At 58.2% G+C, this 18,453-nt stretch carries 20 protein-coding genes and 3 pseudogenes; 11 read left to right on the plus strand and 12 right to left on the minus strand.

The annotated features are described in order from the left end of the window. Nucleotides 1–125: 125 nt before the first annotated feature. Entirely contained in the window at nucleotides 126–1,037 is a 912-nt protein-coding gene (locus U5G49_RS30670; protein ID WP_193445315.1) for a LysR family transcriptional regulator, read from the minus strand. A gap of 116 nt (nucleotides 1,038–1,153) precedes the next feature. On the opposite strand from U5G49_RS30670, the gene U5G49_RS30675 reads away from it, so the two are divergent. Next, nucleotides 1,154–1,909, plus strand: a complete 756-nt coding sequence (locus U5G49_RS30675) for an SDR family NAD(P)-dependent oxidoreductase (RefSeq protein ID WP_193445316.1) — start codon at nucleotides 1,154–1,156, stop codon at nucleotides 1,907–1,909. 80 nt (nucleotides 1,910–1,989) lie between these two features. Next, on the plus strand, nucleotides 1,990–2,826 hold the full coding sequence (locus U5G49_RS30680; protein WP_193445317.1) for an alpha/beta fold hydrolase: 837 nt from the start codon (nucleotides 1,990–1,992) through the stop codon (nucleotides 2,824–2,826). A gap of 387 nt (nucleotides 2,827–3,213) precedes the next feature. Here the strand turns inward: U5G49_RS30680 and U5G49_RS30685 are convergent, their stop codons facing one another. Both U5G49_RS30685 and U5G49_RS30690 read right to left on the minus strand, forming a co-directional pair. Beyond that, entirely contained in the window at nucleotides 3,214–3,804 is a 591-nt protein-coding gene (locus tag U5G49_RS30685; RefSeq protein WP_193445318.1) for a type II toxin-antitoxin system VapC family toxin, read from the minus strand. Beyond that, nucleotides 3,794–4,090: a hypothetical protein gene (locus tag U5G49_RS30690; protein WP_018245238.1), complete on the minus strand. Its 297-nt coding sequence runs from the start codon at nucleotides 4,088–4,090 to the stop codon at nucleotides 3,794–3,796. Before U5G49_RS30690 ends, U5G49_RS30685 begins: the two co-directional genes overlap by 11 nt. 171 nt (nucleotides 4,091–4,261) lie before the next feature. Here U5G49_RS30690 and U5G49_RS30695 point away from each other — a divergent pair, with 171 nt between their 5' ends. Further along, nucleotides 4,262–4,807 (plus strand): helix-turn-helix domain-containing protein, encoded by a 546-nt coding sequence (locus U5G49_RS30695; RefSeq protein ID WP_210262315.1) that lies wholly within the window; start codon nucleotides 4,262–4,264, stop codon nucleotides 4,805–4,807. Nucleotides 4,808–4,841: 34 nt separating this feature from the next. Here the strand turns inward: U5G49_RS30695 and U5G49_RS30700 are convergent, their stop codons facing one another. Then, complete coding sequence (locus U5G49_RS30700) at nucleotides 4,842–5,060, minus strand: hypothetical protein (RefSeq protein WP_193445319.1); 219 nt, start codon at nucleotides 5,058–5,060, stop codon at nucleotides 4,842–4,844. A gap of 335 nt (nucleotides 5,061–5,395) precedes the next feature. Between U5G49_RS30700 and U5G49_RS30705 the strand changes: the two genes are divergently transcribed. Continuing rightward, nucleotides 5,396–5,614 (plus strand): helix-turn-helix domain-containing protein, encoded by a 219-nt coding sequence (locus U5G49_RS30705; protein ID WP_193445320.1) that lies wholly within the window; start codon nucleotides 5,396–5,398, stop codon nucleotides 5,612–5,614. A 97-nt stretch (nucleotides 5,615–5,711) separates the two neighbouring features. Then, the gene (locus U5G49_RS30710) at nucleotides 5,712–6,098 is read left to right on the plus strand and encodes a hypothetical protein (RefSeq protein ID WP_193445429.1); all 387 of its coding nucleotides are present in this window, start codon (nucleotides 5,712–5,714) and stop codon (nucleotides 6,096–6,098) included. 555 nt (nucleotides 6,099–6,653) lie between these two features. Here the strand turns inward: U5G49_RS30710 and U5G49_RS30715 are convergent. After that, on the minus strand, nucleotides 6,654–8,459 hold the full coding sequence (locus U5G49_RS30715) for an amidohydrolase (protein ID WP_193445321.1): 1,806 nt from the start codon (nucleotides 8,457–8,459) through the stop codon (nucleotides 6,654–6,656). Nucleotides 8,460–8,711: 252 nt separating this feature from the next. Here U5G49_RS30715 and U5G49_RS30720 point away from each other — a divergent pair, with 252 nt between their 5' ends. Then, entirely contained in the window at nucleotides 8,712–9,638 is a 927-nt protein-coding gene (locus U5G49_RS30720) for a LysR family transcriptional regulator (RefSeq protein WP_193445322.1), read from the plus strand. 225 nt (nucleotides 9,639–9,863) lie between these two features. Here U5G49_RS30720 and U5G49_RS30725 read toward each other — a convergent pair whose 3' ends face one another. The 6 genes and pseudogenes from U5G49_RS30725 to U5G49_RS30750 form a co-directional block, all read right to left on the minus strand. Next, on the minus strand, nucleotides 9,864–10,358 hold the full coding sequence (locus U5G49_RS30725) for a hypothetical protein (RefSeq protein ID WP_376770329.1): 495 nt from the start codon (nucleotides 10,356–10,358) through the stop codon (nucleotides 9,864–9,866). An 83-nt stretch (nucleotides 10,359–10,441) separates the two neighbouring features. After that, nucleotides 10,442–10,727: pseudogene (locus U5G49_RS30730) on the minus strand (GNAT family N-acetyltransferase); the annotation flags it as partial. A 77-nt stretch (nucleotides 10,728–10,804) separates the two neighbouring features. Continuing rightward, entirely contained in the window at nucleotides 10,805–11,740 is a 936-nt protein-coding gene (locus U5G49_RS30735) for a pirin family protein (protein WP_193445323.1), read from the minus strand. Nucleotides 11,741–11,866: 126 nt separating this feature from the next. Further along, complete coding sequence (locus tag U5G49_RS30740; protein WP_193445324.1) at nucleotides 11,867–12,796, minus strand: LysR family transcriptional regulator; 930 nt, start codon at nucleotides 12,794–12,796, stop codon at nucleotides 11,867–11,869. A gap of 37 nt (nucleotides 12,797–12,833) precedes the next feature. After that, on the minus strand, nucleotides 12,834–13,865 hold the full coding sequence (locus U5G49_RS30745) for an LLM class flavin-dependent oxidoreductase (RefSeq protein WP_047620190.1): 1,032 nt from the start codon (nucleotides 13,863–13,865) through the stop codon (nucleotides 12,834–12,836). Nucleotides 13,866–14,067: 202 nt separating this feature from the next. After that, entirely contained in the window at nucleotides 14,068–14,730 is a 663-nt protein-coding gene (locus U5G49_RS30750) for a hydrolase (protein WP_047620189.1), read from the minus strand. A 152-nt stretch (nucleotides 14,731–14,882) separates the two neighbouring features. Between U5G49_RS30750 and U5G49_RS30755 the strand changes: the two genes are divergently transcribed. Next, nucleotides 14,883–15,776 carry a LysR family transcriptional regulator gene (locus U5G49_RS30755; RefSeq protein WP_047620188.1) on the plus strand — a complete coding sequence of 298 codons (894 nt, stop codon included), beginning with the start codon at nucleotides 14,883–14,885 and terminating at the stop codon, nucleotides 15,774–15,776. Between the two features lie 119 nt (nucleotides 15,777–15,895). Here the strand turns inward: U5G49_RS30755 and U5G49_RS30760 are convergent, their stop codons facing one another. Next, on the minus strand, nucleotides 15,896–16,636 hold the full coding sequence (locus U5G49_RS30760; RefSeq protein WP_193445418.1) for an SDR family NAD(P)-dependent oxidoreductase: 741 nt from the start codon (nucleotides 16,634–16,636) through the stop codon (nucleotides 15,896–15,898). Nucleotides 16,637–16,719: 83 nt separating this feature from the next. Here U5G49_RS30760 and U5G49_RS30765 point away from each other — a divergent pair, with 83 nt between their 5' ends. From U5G49_RS30765 to U5G49_RS37195, 4 genes and pseudogenes are all read left to right on the plus strand, one after another. Next, nucleotides 16,720–17,694 carry an AraC family transcriptional regulator gene (locus tag U5G49_RS30765; protein WP_246289204.1) on the plus strand — a complete coding sequence of 325 codons (975 nt, stop codon included), beginning with the start codon at nucleotides 16,720–16,722 and terminating at the stop codon, nucleotides 17,692–17,694. 67 nt (nucleotides 17,695–17,761) lie between these two features. Beyond that, nucleotides 17,762–18,037 carry a class I tRNA ligase family protein gene (locus U5G49_RS30770; RefSeq protein WP_312861318.1) on the plus strand — a complete coding sequence of 92 codons (276 nt, stop codon included), beginning with the start codon at nucleotides 17,762–17,764 and terminating at the stop codon, nucleotides 18,035–18,037. Next, a pseudogene (locus U5G49_RS37190) lies at nucleotides 17,998–18,093 on the plus strand (hypothetical protein); the annotation flags it as partial. The gene U5G49_RS30770 and the pseudogene U5G49_RS37190, both read left to right, overlap by 40 nt. 51 nt (nucleotides 18,094–18,144) lie before the next feature. After that, nucleotides 18,145–18,381, plus strand: a pseudogene (locus tag U5G49_RS37195) (IS6 family transposase); the annotation flags it as partial. Nucleotides 18,382–18,453: the final 72 nt, after the last annotated feature.

Genomic DNA, 18,453 nt, shown 5'->3' on the forward strand with positions numbered 1-18,453 from the left:
AGAATCTGCGCGTCTCGTCAGAACCGAGTTTTTGGGCGATAACTCAGTTTTTGGAGGAGGCGCCCTGATGAGATTTGAACCGACGAAGCTGGGCGCGCAGTGACTATCTCAGATCAATCACCTGGCTACAGTTGGTCTCGGGCGGTCCGACGCCCATCAAGGGCCGTCCTGCACTGACATCGCACGAGATTCGCGACCTTTGTTGCCCGCTCAACTCGAGCTGGATTGGCAGTGACGTGCAGGAAGGTGAGTTCCCGGGAAATTGGCTTGCTGCCGGGAAGATCGCAAAGCACCAGTTCGCCACGCTCAAGCTGAGGCGCGAGCACCCGAAGTGATTCCAGCGCCACGCCGAGTCCGGAAAGCACAGCTGGTATGATCTGCGACGCGCGATTGAAGCGCAACCAGTTGGTGCGCGCTAGGGAAATATTGTTCAGATCAAGCCATTCGACCCAGGTGACCGCATTGGTCTCGTTGACGATCAATGGCATGTTCGCCAGATCCCCCACGGACTGAAGACTGTGCTTAACCTCCGCAGCGCAGACGGGCGCGAAAACGTCTGGTCCAAGCGACTCCAGATTATGCAGCCGCGCTGCCGCTTCGCCATAAAGGACTGCGATATCGAAATCACGGTAGGAACGAAAGTCAGGTGCCTCGTCCGCAACCAAGCGAATATCCCGCTCTTTGGAAGCCAGCAGCGATTGGACGACGACGGAAAGGAGCTGGCTCGCTATTCCCGGTGGGCTGCAGATCGAAATCGGATCTTCGCGAATGTCGGCGATGCTCCTGAGACCGGTTCGCATCTCATCAAACCCATGCAACACGTGCTTGAGCAACTTTTCGCCCTCTGGCGTCAGTTTCAACCGGTTGCCAACACGGTCGAAAAGGCGGCGATCCAGCCGCTCCTCCAGCTTTCTGACCGCCTGACTGACAGCGCTTGTCGATAGCGCAACCCGTTCCGCTGCGCGCTTGAATGAACATGCCTGTCCAGCTTCGGCGAAGATTTCCAGGCTGCTTAGGGGTACGCCCAGCCGCGACATCGGTGAAGCTCCGCTTAACGAAAGGGCAAGGACAAGTCGTTTGTACCCTGCCGGGGCGAGATCTAATCTCCTGATCGCGGAGACATTGCCGAAACGCTATCGGTAACGGGGGGAGTATGCAACGGAACTTGACGGACCGCGTGGCCTTGGTCACGGGGGCTGCACGCGGGATAGGCTTGGCAATAGCTGACCGGCTGGCGGCACGCGGAGCGCACGTCATCATTTCGGACATAGACTACGAGGCCGGTGAACGCCGCGTCCGCCACCTTGCCGAGCGCGGCGATTCCGCGGCCTTCATGAAGGTCGATCTAGCCGATCCCATGTGCGTCCTTCAGCTAGCGCGGGAAGCAGCGGCTCGATTCTCGGGAATAGATATACTGGTGAATAATGCCGGCATCGTCTCAACAGGCCCAATTGAAGATGTAGGGCTTGCTGAATTCCAGCGGTTGATCGCCATCGACCTTACCTCGGTTTTTCTGCTGACAAAGTCCGTCCTTCCCCATATGGCAGCGTCGAATTGGGGCCGCATCGTCAACATCGCCTCAGTAGCCGGCCAGCGAGGCGGTGGTCTGTTCGGCAACAGCTGTTATGCCGCCGCGAAGGGCGCTGTGATCGCATTTACCAAGGGTATCGCGCTAGAAGCCGGTCCTTTCGGTGTGACCTGCAACTCAATATGCCCCGGCTTGACCGATACAGATCTGACCTCGTCACTGACGGACAAGCAGCGAGAGGGCATTATTGCCACAACCCCGGTTGGCCGAACGGGACAGCCTGAGGACATAGCAGAGGCGACTGCTTTTCTCGTCTCGCCGGCCGCCGGCTTCATCACCGGCGTGACGCTCAATGTAGACGGGGGCTTCATGCGATACTGATCTGCGCCATTGCTTGGACCGCGGGAGGCGAAAGCCAAGCGATGGCGAATTGACGAAGACTGTGAGGAGGAGAACGGCAGATGAAGAAGACATTCGAGACATCGGACGGGGCAACACTCGCCTATACTGACGAGGGATCGGGCGAAGTGCTGATCCTGTTGCCCGGCTGGTCACAGTCGGCAGCGATGTTCCGGCATCAGATCGCCCATTTCGCCAGGAACCGGCGTGTCGTTGCCCTAGACTTCCGTGGTCATGGTCAATCGCCTCATGCGACGCATGGTTATCGGATATATCGGTTCGCTGGCGACGTTCAGGAACTGATGCGGCATGAACAAATCGAACGTGCCGACATCGTCGGATGGTCGATGGGAGCCTCTGTGGTCTGGGCAATGATCGACATGTTCGGCACGAGGCATTTCAACCGCCTTGTCTTCGTTGATGAACCGGCCTCCGTTATGCGCCAAGCCGGCATGAGCGAACAAGATGCGGTCAATGCCGGAGCCCTGTTCGACAGCACAACGATGCTTGCAATTGCTGAGCAGATCATAGGCGCTGATGGGCATGCAACACGAGGCGCCTTTCTAGACTCGATGGTGACCAAGCAGATTCCGGCAGATCTGAAGGAGTGGTTGCTGGCGGAGAATCTCAGAGTCGATCCCGGTCAGGTTGCGAGCCTATTCGTCAATCACTGCACAATCGACTGGAGTGATATCTTTACCCGGATCGACCGGCCAACGCTGATCGTCGGCGGCCGTGCCAGTCACGTCGATGCGCGCTCGCAGGAGTGGATCCACGGCCAAATCGCGGGATCAACGCTCATCATCTTCGAAGACAATCAAGGTGGAGCGCACTTCCCCTTTCTTGAGGCACCAGACCGTTTCAACGAACTGCTCTCTAGCTTCTTGTTATCAAGTTAGCCGACCGAACTCTTTTCCATCCCCATCATGACGCCGCACGGATCCGGACCAGGAAAGCGCGCAAATGGCTTGACGCAGCTGAATTTGACACATCGCCTCACTCCGACAATCGCACCGCTGCGCGCCGTCAAAATCCGTCCGTCAACAAGGTTGAGCATCTGCCAGCCGTTCAAGGTGGATCTCTGTGCACGCAGTTTGAGTCATTCAAACTCTACGGCAAGCTTGATTGCGCCGGCGGTAGTCGAGACGGGTCCCGCTCTGTACCGGATCAAGCCGGCGTCCACAAAACGCAGAAATGCCTGCGTATGCTGCAGTTTTACATCTGTTGCCAGCGCCTCCCCGGCTATTTCGCTTCGTGCAGAATAGCGACCGAGGGAGAGTTCGGCGTTATGATGATCGCGCCTCCACTGGGGCTCGATAGAGGATGACCCGACCGGTCGGTATGATCTGTGAGAGGAAATCAAAGTCGCGAACATTGCCAGTCAGCACGCTCGCACCCAGCAGCCGTGCCTGCAAGAAAACCATGGCGTCATTGACGAAGCGGCGCTCATGTCCCTCCCCCTTTGGGAGCTTGCTCAAGCGAAAGAGCAGACCCGCCAACACCCCGGCATGTCCCCAGACGGCTGCATCTGGAGTGTGAAGTCGGTGTACGGGAATGTCTTCGAGCGTCGTCGCGATCGTTTCGAGGACCGCTTTTGTAGTGGCGTGCTTGGGGTCCAGTCGGCCGAAGGCATGGGTCAGCTCAGACAGGCAGACCGCCGAATGGTGACATAGGCGATACGTGATCAGCCTATCGACCTCCACCGGCGAGCGCCCTTGAAGCACATCCAGGTAGACGCTCGTATCCAGGAACAGAGGCCCTCCGATTGCCGGTTCGTCGGCAGCCCAAGGAAGATCTTCGTCGGGCCTGCGCTCGAGTGTCCAGACGCGCTTCTGGGGCTTTAGTGATCGCAGGATTTCAGAGAGTTCAAATCCCAAGGTCGATATCCGTCGGGATGCGGCCCTTGCGGCCCACCAGACGTGCGCCAAAGTCGTCTTCGAGAGCCAGCCGTGAAAGCGCCAATTCCAGCAACTCAGTGTCAGATGTAACATGGGCACGCTTCTTGGCTGCCTCGATCAACTCCGACGGCACTCGCCCCGACAAGCGGGTATTCTTCGCCGTACCAAGGAGACCGACGGCCTTCGCTTGCTCAAGTACGAGCCGATTGCGAGTCAACGCGACTTCCGCTTCGCTTTCCGCAACAGTTCGTGGTTGGGTAGCCATAAGATTCTCCTGTGTTGAACAGAATATAGATTGTGTTGAACAGGAGGGCAAGGTTCAACAGCGGTAGGGGTTGCGATCCAGGAGTTCGCGGCAATCCACCATGGGAAAGACGACGGGGAGCGGGCACCGGGCGGGTGGAGACCGACAACGATACCCGAAGGCTCTATTTTCCTGCTCTTTCCCGGTGCCAGGCACCGGCATGCCCCGGATCGCCGCACCGGATGGGTCGAGCACTGGATCGAATGCCGGGGAAGCGCCTTCAATTTCGGATGCGACGCCGGCTCGGCGCAACCGGAGCGACCAAGCAGCTCCGAGATTTCAGATTTGTTCACTTCGATCCACGCGTTGGCGCAGCACGATACCGCGCGCAATCAGCCGCGCATCTCAACCCTTGGACTTCAGTTGCTGGCCCTTTTATGCCGGCCCACCGATATCAACAGAAGCGTATCCGGCAGGCTCGTCGGTTGTGCGCGAATGATTTTGATGGAGCGTTGCAGCCTGTCGCTTTCGGTTGAACAGTTCGCCGAGGAACTCGGTGTCAGCTACCTCTATTTTCGGCGCCTTTTTCGCGCGCAGACCGGCATGTCGGCCAAGCAATATCAAATGACGGTGCGCATCCAGCGGGCCAGCGACTTTCTAGTGAACACCGGCAAGTCAATCAAACAGATCGTCGGTCTCCTGGCTTTTCACTCGATTACTGACCAAAAATTATATTAAAATATTGGTCAGAAAGCGCCTGCTATCCCGAGACTCAAGCTTGAGAATATTCTTCTAGCAGGCCGTCGAAGACCTCGAGCATGGCATCGCTGATGGCCTTGCCAAGTGCGGCGGCAGTCTCCGCCAGCGCTTCCTCATTCATATCACGAGCAGCCATCGCGAAGGCCGCGCCTTCGGCCGCAACGATTGCTTGCGCGCGTTGGATCGCCCAGAGCGCCAAGTCACTGCGGTTGCTGATCTCCACGGTCTCCATGTTTTCTCCTGATCTGTACGAGCGGATGCCTTATAGCGGATCTGTCGGACGATGTAGTCTGAAGAGTCGTTTTTTTAAGAATGAACCCGAGGTAGCGAAAGACAGCAGTTCGATCTGTTTGTTTCGCCTGAGGCGGCATCTACGATACCTCTCGTCGGCCGCATGCAAGGGGCGTGCGCTCCTTCATCACGTCAGATCTGTACTCCGTCGCACAAACTGATAGAAAGAGCACCCGCGGAAATCGGAGAAATCGTCCGCTGCCGGACGCGGTCGGCAGCGGTGGAACTAGAAAACGGTTTGCACGTTTTCCGGCCGCTAAAAGGAGCCTCAACGACATGAACATGGCCTCGAAGATTGCGAAATCCCCTGTTGTCCCGTCCATCGGCGCCCTGCTTGCAGAGGCTCGCCAGGCTCACGGCTATTCGCTGGACGACGTCGCAGAAACTACTGGTCTGACTGTTGCGGAGGTGACAGCTCTGGAGAACGACGCGGATTTCGACGCGTCGAGGATCCGAAGAACCGCAGCCGCTCTAGGGGTTTTAGACAAGATTTGAGACGCGCGCCGCGCTGAAATCGTTACACAGCTACTTCAAGGAGAGTGCCTGCCGCAGCTCACTGAGTAGAGGTCGCGCTTCAATGGGAAGCCGTCCAATGCTGGTACAGCTTATAGGGACAATTAAGCGCCTGACTCAGCCCGGCTGGGACGAGTCGGCTGGCCCAAATCAATTTGCCGAGCGCCTGAAGTCATTCGTCGCAACCTTGCTTTTTAGAGACGCTCGCGCGTCAGCTTGCCGACCGCAATTTACCGGGTCATTGAGCACCAAACCGGGAGTGCGCTGGTCCTGTTCGATGGACGCGGGCAGCGGTTTGATCTTTGATGGGTCAGAAGTTCATATCGTCTCAATAGCCCCATCGTCGCCTTGGGCAAATAAGATTTGGATGACGAACCTATCGCTTGAAGACGACGATTTTCTCCGCCGTCATCTCCCGCGCCGATATCGCTACCGTTGCGCCGACCAAAGAATCTTTTTGGGATGATGTCGGTTCCTCGATAACTCGTCCGTCTTTCACTCATGACGACTGCTAGATACGAACCGAAGGCTGAGCGCCATTGAAAAAGCGAGGTGAAACATCTCCGTTGGTCAATCATCTGCGAGCCTTTCAGCCTTCGGCACGTAGCCACATCTTGCGTCAGCTTCTGTGGGTGGACGACGCCGCGCCATTGGCACGGCGAAGCATGGGGCGCACACGGCCACCCCAGTTGCGTATCGACCAGCTGAAGGTGGATTCCGTCACCCAGCGCGTTTGTGGTGAAATCGTTTTGGGCTCGTGCGTGGGGCGTGCGCGGCTGCGCCACTAGATGACTTCGGCCAACTCAACCACGTTCCCGAAAGATCGCACGTGATGTCCGCGCACATCTGCGAAAAGTGATGATGGGCTCTTCGCAGGCAGGGTGAAGTCAGCCACTTTCATTCTCCTCGAAGGCGATGGTTCTTTCGCCGCGGCCGGGTACGGCCGGGCGGCGAAACCGCGGTCCAATGAGCTCCTGCAAATGGAACTGTCGTTGGAGCAGGGGGAACCGTTCCGCTGGGCTCATTTTTCCCCATGATAGCCGCCGAAGTATTTTACGGGTGACCAAGCCGGAAGGATGTCGGGCAGTTTTGGCGATAGAGCGCTGTAGTCCTGCGCGCCAAACACCACCTTTCCGTCCATAATAGTCAGTACAGAGGATATAGAGCTGATTTGATCTTCCGGCACGGCGAAGTAGTCCCTGTCGAGAACGGCGAAGTCTGCCAGTTTTCCGGGTGCGATTATGCCTAGTTCGGCTTCTGCATTCATGAACCAGGCGGCACCGCTGGTGAACAGTTTCAGCGCCTCGGTGCGTGACAGGCGATTGTTCTCGGCAAGTATCTCGGATCCGGACACAGCCTTGCCAGAGACCATCCAACTTACAGCCACCCAAGGGTTGAACGTGGCTGCCCGGAAGGCGTCGGTGGTCATGGCCAGCGGTATGCCGCTATCGACGAGCATGCGCAGACGCGGCGTCTCCAACGCCTTCTGGCGACCATATGTCCTGATGAAACCATCGCCGTGCAACGCCATTTTGGCGTCCAGGGCAATTCCGCCACCTAGCTTTTTCACCCGAGCGATGTTCTCCGGACTGATGGTCTCAGCGTGCTCGAGACTCCATTTCAGGCCATCGAGCGAGATCGTTTCGTTCACCTTCTCCAGCGCGTCGAGAAAGGGGGAGATGTTCTCGTTGTAGCTGACGTGCATGCGGAACGGGATGCGGCGCTGGACCAGCTTCATCACATCCTGCTCGACGAAGCGCCGCATCTTCTCGGGCTCGATGATGACCGCCGGACGGTCGAAGTTCTCATGATCGTGCATTTCCCCGCTCAGAACCTCCCCGGCACCTCGATATTCATGGCCATGTGCCAGGGTGGGGTGGAGGTTTTGCCCTGCACTTATCGGCGCCGTTTTCGTGATCGCCTCGATTTCCAGATCCACCATGTTCACCGGTCCGCCGTCGCCGAGTTGCAAGTCCACAAAGGGCATGCGCACATTGAGACGGTTGTCTCGTGCAAGCACGTCTACCCTCGCCTGGGCCTCCGGGTAGGGCCACCTACCGCCGTTATCGATGATCGAGGTCACGCCGAACCGGTTCAGACCGTGAATGCTATAGACCATCGAACTCACTTGTTCGTCGAACGTGGGCTGCGGCACCATGCTCTCGAGGGCGAGAAACAACCAAGTATAACCGTGGATCACACCAGTGGGATTACCGCGGCTGTCCCTTTCGAATTCGGTGTCCGGCACCTTTGGAAACCGATCGGTACCCACGCCAAGCGCCTCCATCGCCTGCTTGTTCAAGAAGGCTTGGTTATAGGCATATTGCACGATCAGGGGGCGATCGGGCACGGCGCTGCGCAATTCATCCAGCGTGGGGAAGCGGTTCTCCTCAAATTGGTAGGGTGACCAGCCTCCGATCACCTTGACCCATTGACCTTTCGGCGTGCGTGCGGCCTGCTCGCTCAGCATCGTCAACGCCCGACGCAGCGTCGGCACGCCATCCCATCGAACATTGTAGTTATAAGCCAGATCGTTGAGGACATGGATATGGGCATCAATGATGCCGGGGATGAGTGTGCGGCTGCGAGCATCAATAGTCTCGGTGTTGGAGTTCTTTAGACCGAGAATGTCCGCATCAGAGCCGACGGAATAAATGCGGCCGTTCTTGACCGCCAAAGCCGAAGCTTCGGGCTGGGCACGGCTGCCGGTGAAGATCTTTGCATTGATAACGATCAGATCGGCGCTGGGCTGTTCCTGCGTCGTTTGTGCCTGAGCTACAGACAAAGAAAAACTTGTCAAAAACGCGATGAATATCTTTCTGATCATTTTACCCTCGTTCGACTGATTTTACGAAATGCGGTCATTCGGAGCCGGTGCCATGCGGATGCGCGCGATGGGCGAAGAAGTGAGTCCAAGCCGTCGCGAAAGGTCATCACTTTTTTCGCATGTCGTCGTTGAAGGCCGACTTGTCGGAAGACAAAAACCCTTGTGAAAACGTCCAGGTGGACAGTGCCATTGCAAGTTCGGCTACGGTAGGCCATCAAACTGAGACACCATGTCGCCTAAAAGGAAACACCAATGGATATTGAGGAACTGCGCACCTTCGTGGAGGTTGCTGACGCCACCGGCGTCACACAGGCAGCGCGCCGGCTTGGCGTTTCCAAATCGCTCGTCAGCCGAAGGCTTGCGCGACTTGAGCAATTCCTGGGCGTTCAATTGCTCGCGCGAACGACGCGCGGCGCCTCCTTGACCGAAGCTGGCGCGACGTTTCGCGAGCACGCAGCAAAAATCTGCAGCGAGTTTGACGTTGCGAGGGAGGCCACTCTTCCCTCCGGAGATCTTCGCGGCCGGTTACGTGTCGCTGCGCCGCTTTCTTTTGGCCCAACACATTTTGCTCCTATCCTCTCTCAAATGGCGCGCAGACATCCCCAACTACAAATCCTTTCTTCCTATACCGATCGTTTCGTAGATCTCGTCGGAGAGGGGTTTGACTGCGCCATTCGGGTTGGCCACCTCCAAGATTCTGTCCTAATCGCACGACGTGTCGGATCGATCTTCGGGATACTGGTTGCGAGTCCCGAATACATAGAAGTTCACGGCGCTCCCGTAACACCGGACGAGATTGCAAATCATCAAGTCGTCATGCGAGACGACGAGAGGTGGCAATTCATGGACGGCGATAGGATTATTACGGTGCGTCCGCAGGGACGGTTCGTAGCCGATAGCGGAATATCGCTCGTATCTGCCGCTCTGGATGGTATTGGGATCGGCTACCTGCCGGAACCGCTTGTCGCGGATCATATTCGTTCGGGCGCACTGGTGCCAATCATGACGCGCCATCCGATTCCGCCAGCCGGCATCTTCGTCGTAAGGCCACCCGGCCAGCATCCCTCGCGAAAGGTGAGAACCCTCACTGAAATGCTCATCGAACGTTTCGGAAGCGCGGCCGTCAAGGACGGCGCGGCGGGCCTCGGCAGGCAAGACGAACGATCAGCGTGTGGGTAACGTCAAGATTGCGAGGTCGACCGGCTCGCTCCCACTCTGCGGCTTGGCACAAGAGATCACTTGGCCTGAATTCAATCAAGTTCCCGATCGAACCTTCGCGGTCAAGCGGGCGGGTCGGGTGTGTATTGGGTAGCCGGTTGCCGGAAGCTGTCTGGCAGCGTGCATATGTTGCGGAGGATGCGTTGGCAGAATTGCCGGCGGATAATAGGCCGCCGCGATTCCCGATTATACATAAATCTGACCTGGATCAGCGATCGCCGACGCGGCCAGTTCCTTCCGAACGTCGAAATGGTTTTCTGTTAGTGCCGAGCTGATCCGCAACGAAAGGTGCCGCCGACGCAATAATGGCGCGGTGCTGGATGCCAATGGATGATCCACCGCTTTTCGCTGGGTAAGGCTCAACGTCTGCTGACCAATAATGCTTGGCGATATTCTGGGAGTTGCGGATGACGTGGTAGGCAGTTTCAGGGTTTCCCCTTCGAATGTATCCGGGTCTGCGCCACACATGAGACAATACATTCGCTGGTGAACAACTGCAGCGAAATATGTCATTGCCGGCACAGCATCTTCCTGGCCGATCGCTCGCATATCCTCGGCAGCTTGTTTGGTCGCATCCTCCAGAGCACAGGAGACCGCGGCAGCAAGAGTCTTGTCGGTGCGACTGATGACCTCGGCGATCTGGCGCTCTGCCAAAGTTAGATCAGGAGTGTTTTCGGCCATTGTTTATCTCTCCGGCAGCAGCTTGAAGGGCCTGCTTCGCCTCTTGAAACAGGTGGGTGTTCTTCCGCGTTCGGCAAAATTTTTCACTTTCTCAAAACATCCTGCCATTCCGCATGGCGCTCTATCTGCGCTTTCGCGAATGGGCAAAGCGGTATGATCGAGATGCCTTCGCGCCGGGCGTCCTCTACCGCCTGCCGGACCAATTGCTCGCCGATTTTTCGACCGCGCAACGCGGCAGGAACATCCGTGTGGTCGATGATGATCAGCTTTTGCCCCGCTCGGCTGTTATGTCATTTCGGCCTCGGATCGATCAACGACAATCCGGTACCGCCCCTTCGACACGCCATCTTCCCGTTCAACCTCTTCGCTCATCGTATTTCCTTCGTGTTTAAGGCGCCGACCCGCCCCTCTCAGTTGGTCTCCAAATTGAAGCCGATCGGCAAAAATCAATCGGGCAAGGGAATGTGCTCATCCCTGTCGTCAACCGGGAGATCGAAACGCCCCTTCCCCCAGTTCTGGGCGCGCCACTCGGCCTTGGCCTCTTCGATACGCTCCTTGGAAGAAGCGACGAAGTTCCACCAGATGTGGCGTGGTCCTGAAAGTGTGGCTCCGCCAAGTGCCATCAGCCTTGCACCTTGGCCCCCGGCGGTGACCGTGATCCTGTCACAGGGACGGAACACCATCATCTGCGGTGCTTCGAAGTCCTGGCCAGCAATCGAGATCGAGCCCTCAACGATATAGATCCCGCGATCCTCATGATTATCCGGCAAGGGCAGGCGAGCGCCTGCCTCCAGTGCAACATCGGCATAGAAAGTATCGGAAAACATCGTTGCGGGAGCGGCCTCGCCGTAGGCATTACCCAGGATAAGCCGCAGCTTGACACCGCGATCCTCGACCATCGGAAGCGTGTTCTTACCATAATGTTCAAACATGGGCGTCATGTCTTCGTGGCTGTCGGGAAGCGCCACCCAGGTCTGGATTCCCAGCAGGCTTTGTGGCCCGTTTCGACCCGCCGCTGTGGTGCGCTCGGAGTGGGAAACACCTCGCCCGGCAACCATCCAGTTCAACTCGCCGGGACGGATGATCTGGTCGGCCCCGGTGCTGTCGCGGTGATGAAATTCGCCGCGATAGAGGTAAGTAACGGTGCCGAGGCCAATATGCGGATGCGGCCGCACATCGATGCCCTGTCCAGTCAGGAATTCCGCAGGCCCGACCTGATCGAAGAAGATGAAAGGTCCCACCATCTGGCGCTTCGGTGCAGGCAAGGCGCGCCGAACTTCAAAGCCACCAAGGTCGCGCGAACGTGGGATGATGAGAGTGTCGATCGCATCCAAGCCGATATCCTCCGGACAGGCTGGCGCGATTGCGGGGTTCCAACTCATGCATGTTCTCCTTTTCAGTCTGCAGGGTTAGCGCCGCCGAGCTTCCCTTCCGCTCTGCTACCCGGTTGGCCAAAGCCGCCACCGAAACTAGAAAGCTACAGCACCCGCGACTAGGTTTGGGAAACGCTACACTGTGTCGCGGAAAGCGGAACCCGCTGTCGCGGCATCAGTCTCGGCACCCCAAAGATGCCCGTGTTTCTCAAAGGATTCGATCAAGAACTCCGAGAGGATCCGAACCTTTCGGGATGGGTGCGGGCTGGGAGGCCGCACGACATAGACCCCGCCGACCGGCAGCGGGAAACGTGTCATGATAGGAACGAGAGCCCCTGAAGCGAGGTAGTCGCGGGTGACGCAATCGGGGAGCCAGGCGATGCCGAGCCCTTCAGCGGCCGCGCTCGCAAGCGCCATGCCGTTGTCGGTCCTGAAGCGGCCCTGCGGTTGCACTGTGATGATTTTCTCGCCATCCCTGAATCGCCAAGTCTCCGCACCGACCAGAGCGTGGTGTGATGCTATCTCTTCCGGCTTCTCCGGCGAGCCATGCAATCTTATATAGTCCGGACTCGCCACCAGCTTGCCGTAGATCTGGCCGACGCGTTTTGCGATCAAATTCGACTCGCGAAGAGCACCGACACGGATTGCACAATCGAACCCATCGACGATCAAGTCAGCGAACCGATCGCTATAGTCGGCATGGATCTGAAGCTGCGGGTGGTGGCGCGCCATCTTGGCCAGAACCGGTGCGAAATGTACCGGACCCGATGTCAGCGGAACTGCAATTCGGAAGCGTCCACGAAGGTCACCTTCGGGCAGGATCGCCTCGCGCGCAGTGTCGATCTCGGCACATACCCGCGCTGCATGATCCCGAAACAGGACCCCTGCTTCCGTCAGACCGGCTCCCCGGGTCGTTCGGGCAAGAAGCTGGGTTCCGAGTGCTCCCTCGATCCTGATAAGGGCGCGGCTGACCATCGACTTGGAGACCCCCAGTCGACGCGCAGCCGAAGTGATACCTCCCGAATCGGCAACCTCGACGAATACCCGCAGATCTTCGATGTCCATCTGGCATTCCTCCGTTGCGACACTGTGGATACCCGTCCTATCGTGCCGCCCTGATGATCGGAGCGACCTGCGTGCCCAGAAGCTCGATCGACTGCTTCATCGCGGCCGTTTCAAGCGAAGCCGTACTCATTTGAAAGGTGATGCGCGAAAGGCCGCCAAGCGTTTCGCTTGCCTGCAGCATCTTGGCCGCTACAGTTTTCGGATCGCCGATCAGGAATGCACCGTCGGGACCCGCCATGATCTCGAACTGTTGTCGCGTCGGAGGCGACCAGCCGCGCTCACGGCCTATCTTCGTCGTCAGATGCGCCCATCCGGGAAAGAAGGCATCCTTTGCAGCAGTGTCGGTCTCGCCGACGAAACCCATTGCATGGACTCCCACCTTAAGTTTTTGGCGATCATGCCCGGCGCGCAGGCCACTTTCGCGATAGAGATCGACAAATGGCCGGAAGCGCTCGAAGCTGCCGCCGATGATCGCCACCATCAAAGGAAGGCCAAGCACACCGGCGCGTGCGAAGGATTCTGGAGAACCGCCGACGCCGATCCAGACTGGAAGCCGCGATTGATGTGGACGCGGAAAGACGCCTTGCCCTTTGAGTGGCGGACGAAAGCGGCCTTCCCAGGTGATATCTCTCGTCTCGCCGAGCTTGAGAAACAGATCGAGCTTTTCGGCGAAGAGCTCGTCATAATGACGCGTATCCAGGCCGAATAGCGGATAGGCCTCGACAAAGGAGCCTCGACCGACCACGAGCTCGGTACGCCCCCTGGAAATCAAGTCGAGCGTCGCGAATTCCTGGAAGACACGCACCGGATCGGCCGCGCTTAGAACCGTGACCGCGCTCGCCAACCGGATACGGGTAGTGCGGGCCGCGGCGGCGGCCAGAATGACAGTCGGAGCGGAGTCGAGAAACTCAGCCCGATGATGCTCACCGATACCGAAGACGTCGAGCCCGACGCGATCAGCGACAACGACCTCCTCGATAAGCTCGGCCATGCGATCCGACGGTGACGGGAGCTTACCCGTTTTCGGATCAGGAAGGATGGCTGCGAAACTGTCGATACCAATTTCCATGCTTGGTCCTTAAGTTGATTGCGCGGTTCGTTGTCGTCGCTACCAGGCCAGTTTCATTTCCGCCCTCAGATTGTCGCCGTCACGGTGGTCGCAGCGTCGGTGGACGGCTGGGCCAAGCGTGAACTTGAGTCGGGATGGCGAGGCTCGACTTTGGGGCCTTTACGGTGACACCAATTCGAGATTCCGCCATCCCAGTCAGCTTTTAAAGACCGACCCGGCTGGCCGCCTGAACCGGCGTATTGAGGAGCTGCTGCTCCCACAGATAGGCGATGCCGCTACCACCGGCATGCTCGATGATGACGTCCGTCAGTGCAGCCGCGGTCTCCTCGCGAGCCCAATCGCGCTGCCATTCGGCGGCGATCGCGAGCCAGGTCATCATGTTGATGCCGGCTCCGATCATCCTCTGGATGGCGACCTGATGCGCTTCGACCGAGGTGCCACCCGATGCGTCGGTAATCACCGTAACGTCCCAGCCCTCGCCGGCAGCCTGGATAGCCGGCATCGCAACGCAGACTTCGGTCCACAGACCAGCAATGATGAGCTGCTTGCGGCCGGTGGCCTTGACCGCGTCCACCACTTTCGAGTCCTGCCAGGTGTTGATGAATGTGCGGTCGATCACCTCCTGCCCAGGGAAAACTTCAGTGAGGTGCTTGAAGAGCAAGCCACCGCGACCGGCAATCACGCTTGTCAGGATCGTAGGGACGTTGAAAACCTTTGCCGCTTTCGCAAGCGCCGTCGTGTTGTTCACGACCGCCTGCGGATCGTGGCTGTTCACGTTTGCGAGCTGATAAGGCTGGTGGTCGATCATGACGAGGACGGAGTCTTCGGGACGAAGAAGTGAGTCAAGGCCGTTACGAAAGGTCATATTTACATCCTATGTTGGCGGTTGATTGAGACACACTGCAGGAGGGGCGAACACCCTCCGAAGCGCCGTCTGAGAAAGGATCTTGTCATTCCCGATTTCGATGCGGTAGTCATCGTTTGTGCCGAACAGTGTCGCGGAACGAGGAACGCAGGATGGAGATCGAAGATCTGCGGACGTTTGTGGAGGTTGCGGATGCCGGCGGAGTGACGCCTGCTGCGCTCCGGCTGGGTGTCTCCAAATCAATGGTCAGCCGACGGCTCGTAAGGCTTGAGGCTGAGCTTGGCGTCCAGCTGCTTGCAAGGTCGACACGCGGCGCGTCCTTGACGGAAGCAGGCGCCACTTTCCGGGATTATGCCGCCAGGGTCAGCGCCGAGATCGATTTGGCCAGAGACACGATCCTGCCCGCCGGCGAACTGAGCGGCCGCCTGAGAGTAGCCGCACCCCTTTCCTTCGGCCCCACCCACTTTGCATCTGTTCTGGCGGAAATGGCATCTCGCCATCCGCAACTGCAGATCCAGACCAGCTATAGCGACCGTTTCGTTGATATGATCGCGGAAGGGTTTGATTGCGCGATCCGGGTTGGCACGCTGCAAGATTCCAACCTGATTGCAAGACGAGTCGGCCCCCTCCACGGAAAATATGTCGCGAGCCCCGCCTATATCAAAGCCCATGGCTCCCCCGAAACACCGGAGGAACTCGTCACGCATCAGGCGCTTATGCAGGGGATGGAAACGTGGCAGGTGATGGACGGCGACAAGATCCTGACCATTCGCCCGCAGGGCCGTTTCAAGGCTGACAACGGGGCGGCTCTCGTCGTCGCTGCCGCGGCCGGTTTGGGTATCGCTGCCCTCCCCGATGGCCTCACCCAGGGCTATATCAATTCCGGCGCGCTAGTGACGGTCATGAAAAATCATCCGCCACCACCGGCCGGAATCTATGTCGTTCGTCCGCCGGGACAGCACCCCTCTAGAAAGGTCCGCGTCCTGACCGAAATGCTCATCGAGTGTTTCGATCATAGCGGGCAAGGAAACGAACAGCCCGTCTAACGGATATAGAGCGGCAGATCGAGACGGTCCCGGAGCTGACGCGCAGGCCCGCGACTATGTCGGCAGATACTTTGAGTAGAACGCCGTCAGCCCGAGCAACCAATAGCCATTACCAAACACTACGCAAGCGCGCCGCCGTCCACCGTAAGGATGGTGCCGGTGATTTGCCGGGCGGCCGGCGTTGCGAGGAAAGCGACTGCTGCTGCGACATCCTCCGGCTGGTTGAAGCGGCCAAGGGCGGTGAGACCACGCTGATAGTCGGCGAATTCCCCCGTCTCGGGGTTCGCGTCAGTATTTGTCGATCCAGGCTGGACGAGATTAACCGTTATATCTCGGGCGCCCAGTTCGCGGGCGAGGCCACGGTTGAATGCCTGGAGCGCGCCTTTGGTCATATAGTAGACCGTACCAGGCACGCCGGCTATGCGATCCGCGCCCGCTGATCCGATGGTAATGATGCGCCCGCCTTCCTTGAGGTGGGGGATGGCAGCCTTTGCGGTCAGAACAGGCCCACGCACGTTAACGGCAAGCAGCGCGTCGATGTCCTCGATCGTGAAATCTGCAATGTTGTTGTATCGCGCGATCGCCGCATTGTTGACGAGAATGTCGAGACCGCCCAGCGTGCGGACAGTTTCGTCCACCGACCGCTGGATGGCCGAAGGATCCGCGCTGTCGGCCTGTATCGCCATTGCCTTGCCCCCATTCCTTTCAATAGTCCGGAAAAGTCGCTCCGCGCTGTCGGCGGATCGCTCGTACGTTATCGCAACGTTCGCACCTTTCTCCGACAGAGCAATCGCGATCGCAGCCCCGATGCCACGCGATCCACCGGTGACGAGCGCGTTCTTTCCAGCTAGTTCCTGCATGGTCGAACCCTTTCCTATTCCTGTCGCCTTGACGCCGATTTGGAGGCTCATTCCTCGCTACGGGCTGCTCCGGCAGGCTTTTGTTGAGCCTCAAAATAGGCGGTTGCGACGCAGGCAACATTCCTGATCTTCCCAGACACTTGCCTGATCCTACCAAATCACTACATGCTGGCGTGATGTTCGACCCTGTGAAGCCATCGACGCTTCTGCTGAACGCCGTTGCTCCATTTGTTTCGGCGCATGCGGGTACAGTCGGCGTTCCTACCCCCGTTCCGCGCTTGACGATTTGGACAAGCACAAGGGCCACGTCGCCCACTCCGGCGGTGTTCGAACCCATGTTCTATGCGGTGTTGCGCGGAACCAAAGTCTTGATCATGGGCGCCAATCGGTTCGAACTGGCCACAGGCGCTTGCGCGGTATCGTCCTTTGGCCTGCCCTACAGCCACCAATTGACCGGCGCTAAGCCTAATTTCCCCTATGTCGGCATCAGCCTTCATCTTGATGCCGATATTCTGACGCGCGTCATGCTCGATATCCCCAAGCGTGAGGACCGTTGGACATGCGCAGTCGCCGCCGGCGGTCTGGACGGACCCGTCGGCGACGCATTTGCTCGCCTCGTAGGGCTGCTGAAAGCGCCCGACGATATCGGTGCGCTGGCACCGCACTACGAGTTTGAGCTTTATTATCGCCTGCTTCAGAGCTCGATGGGCGACACGCTCCGACAGGTCAGCCAGAGAAACGGCCGATTTCAACAACTCAAGTCGGCGGCCGATTGGCTCGCTTCCAATCATAGCGAGCCTGTCAATATTCCTGAGCTGGCGGCGGCTTCTCACATGAGCGTTACAAGCTTTCACAGGCATTTCAAGGAAGTCACCGGGTTCAGCCCACTTGCGTTTCAACGCCATATCCGTTTGCTTGAGGCGCGGAAGCTCCTTGCCGGCGGCAGCACCAATGTTTCGCGCGTGGCGTATGAGGTAGGTTATAAAAGCCCGTCGCAATTCAGCCGCGAGTACAAGAGCATGTTCGGCAGCGCGCCGATGGCTGATCTGGAGCGGTGAACCCAGTCGTTATCCGCTGACGGAAGAAGAAAGTCGAAGGCTTCGGTGGGGACTAGAGGACATCAGCGTGTCGCGTAGTGCTGAACGAGCACGCGGCTGGGGCGTGCCCGTGCCTGGGAGCAACGACGTTATCTATGTCTGGTTCGATGCTCTGGCGAACTATCTCAGAAGGCTCGATTACGGTTCCGACGAAACCTGTTCTGGCGAAACTGGGCACAGCAAGGCGAGCCCTCCCACTTTGTCGGCAAGGAAATTTCCAAGTTTCACGCGATTTAATGGCCAGCGATACTCCTGTCTGCCGAAGTGCTGCTCCCGTCATCGATCTTCGTTCATGGCTACCTAACGGTAGACGGCGAAAGATCGGAAAATCGGCGGGCAACGGCATCGATGGGCCTCGTGGAGTACTATCAGACCAAGGACGCACTGCACTATTACCTGCTTCGCAATATGGGCCTGAACAATCGCGCTGAGAATTCTCATGTGCCACCTCGAAAACGAGAACGGATGATGCATGGATTTCGATCTGCCGGCGGCTTTCAACGTTTCATCTCGGTCTTTTCAGCAACCAGAACTATTTCGTCCCGTCTCACCAGAAACGCTCAGCCCTTGGCACCCATAGTCATCGCATCAGCGCATTGGAAAGTCGTGACCGGAGCAACTGCGTCGGCGATTAAGCGAACAACGTGACATAGCCCTTCGAACACAGGCGCCGTCCCTGGCTAGCTTGTCGGGCAGATAGCCGTCAGTGACAGCCGTACG

The organism is Rhizobium indigoferae (genome assembly GCF_034554815.1).
In the GTDB taxonomy this organism is placed as follows: Bacteria; Pseudomonadota; Alphaproteobacteria; order Rhizobiales; family Rhizobiaceae; genus Rhizobium; species Rhizobium leguminosarum.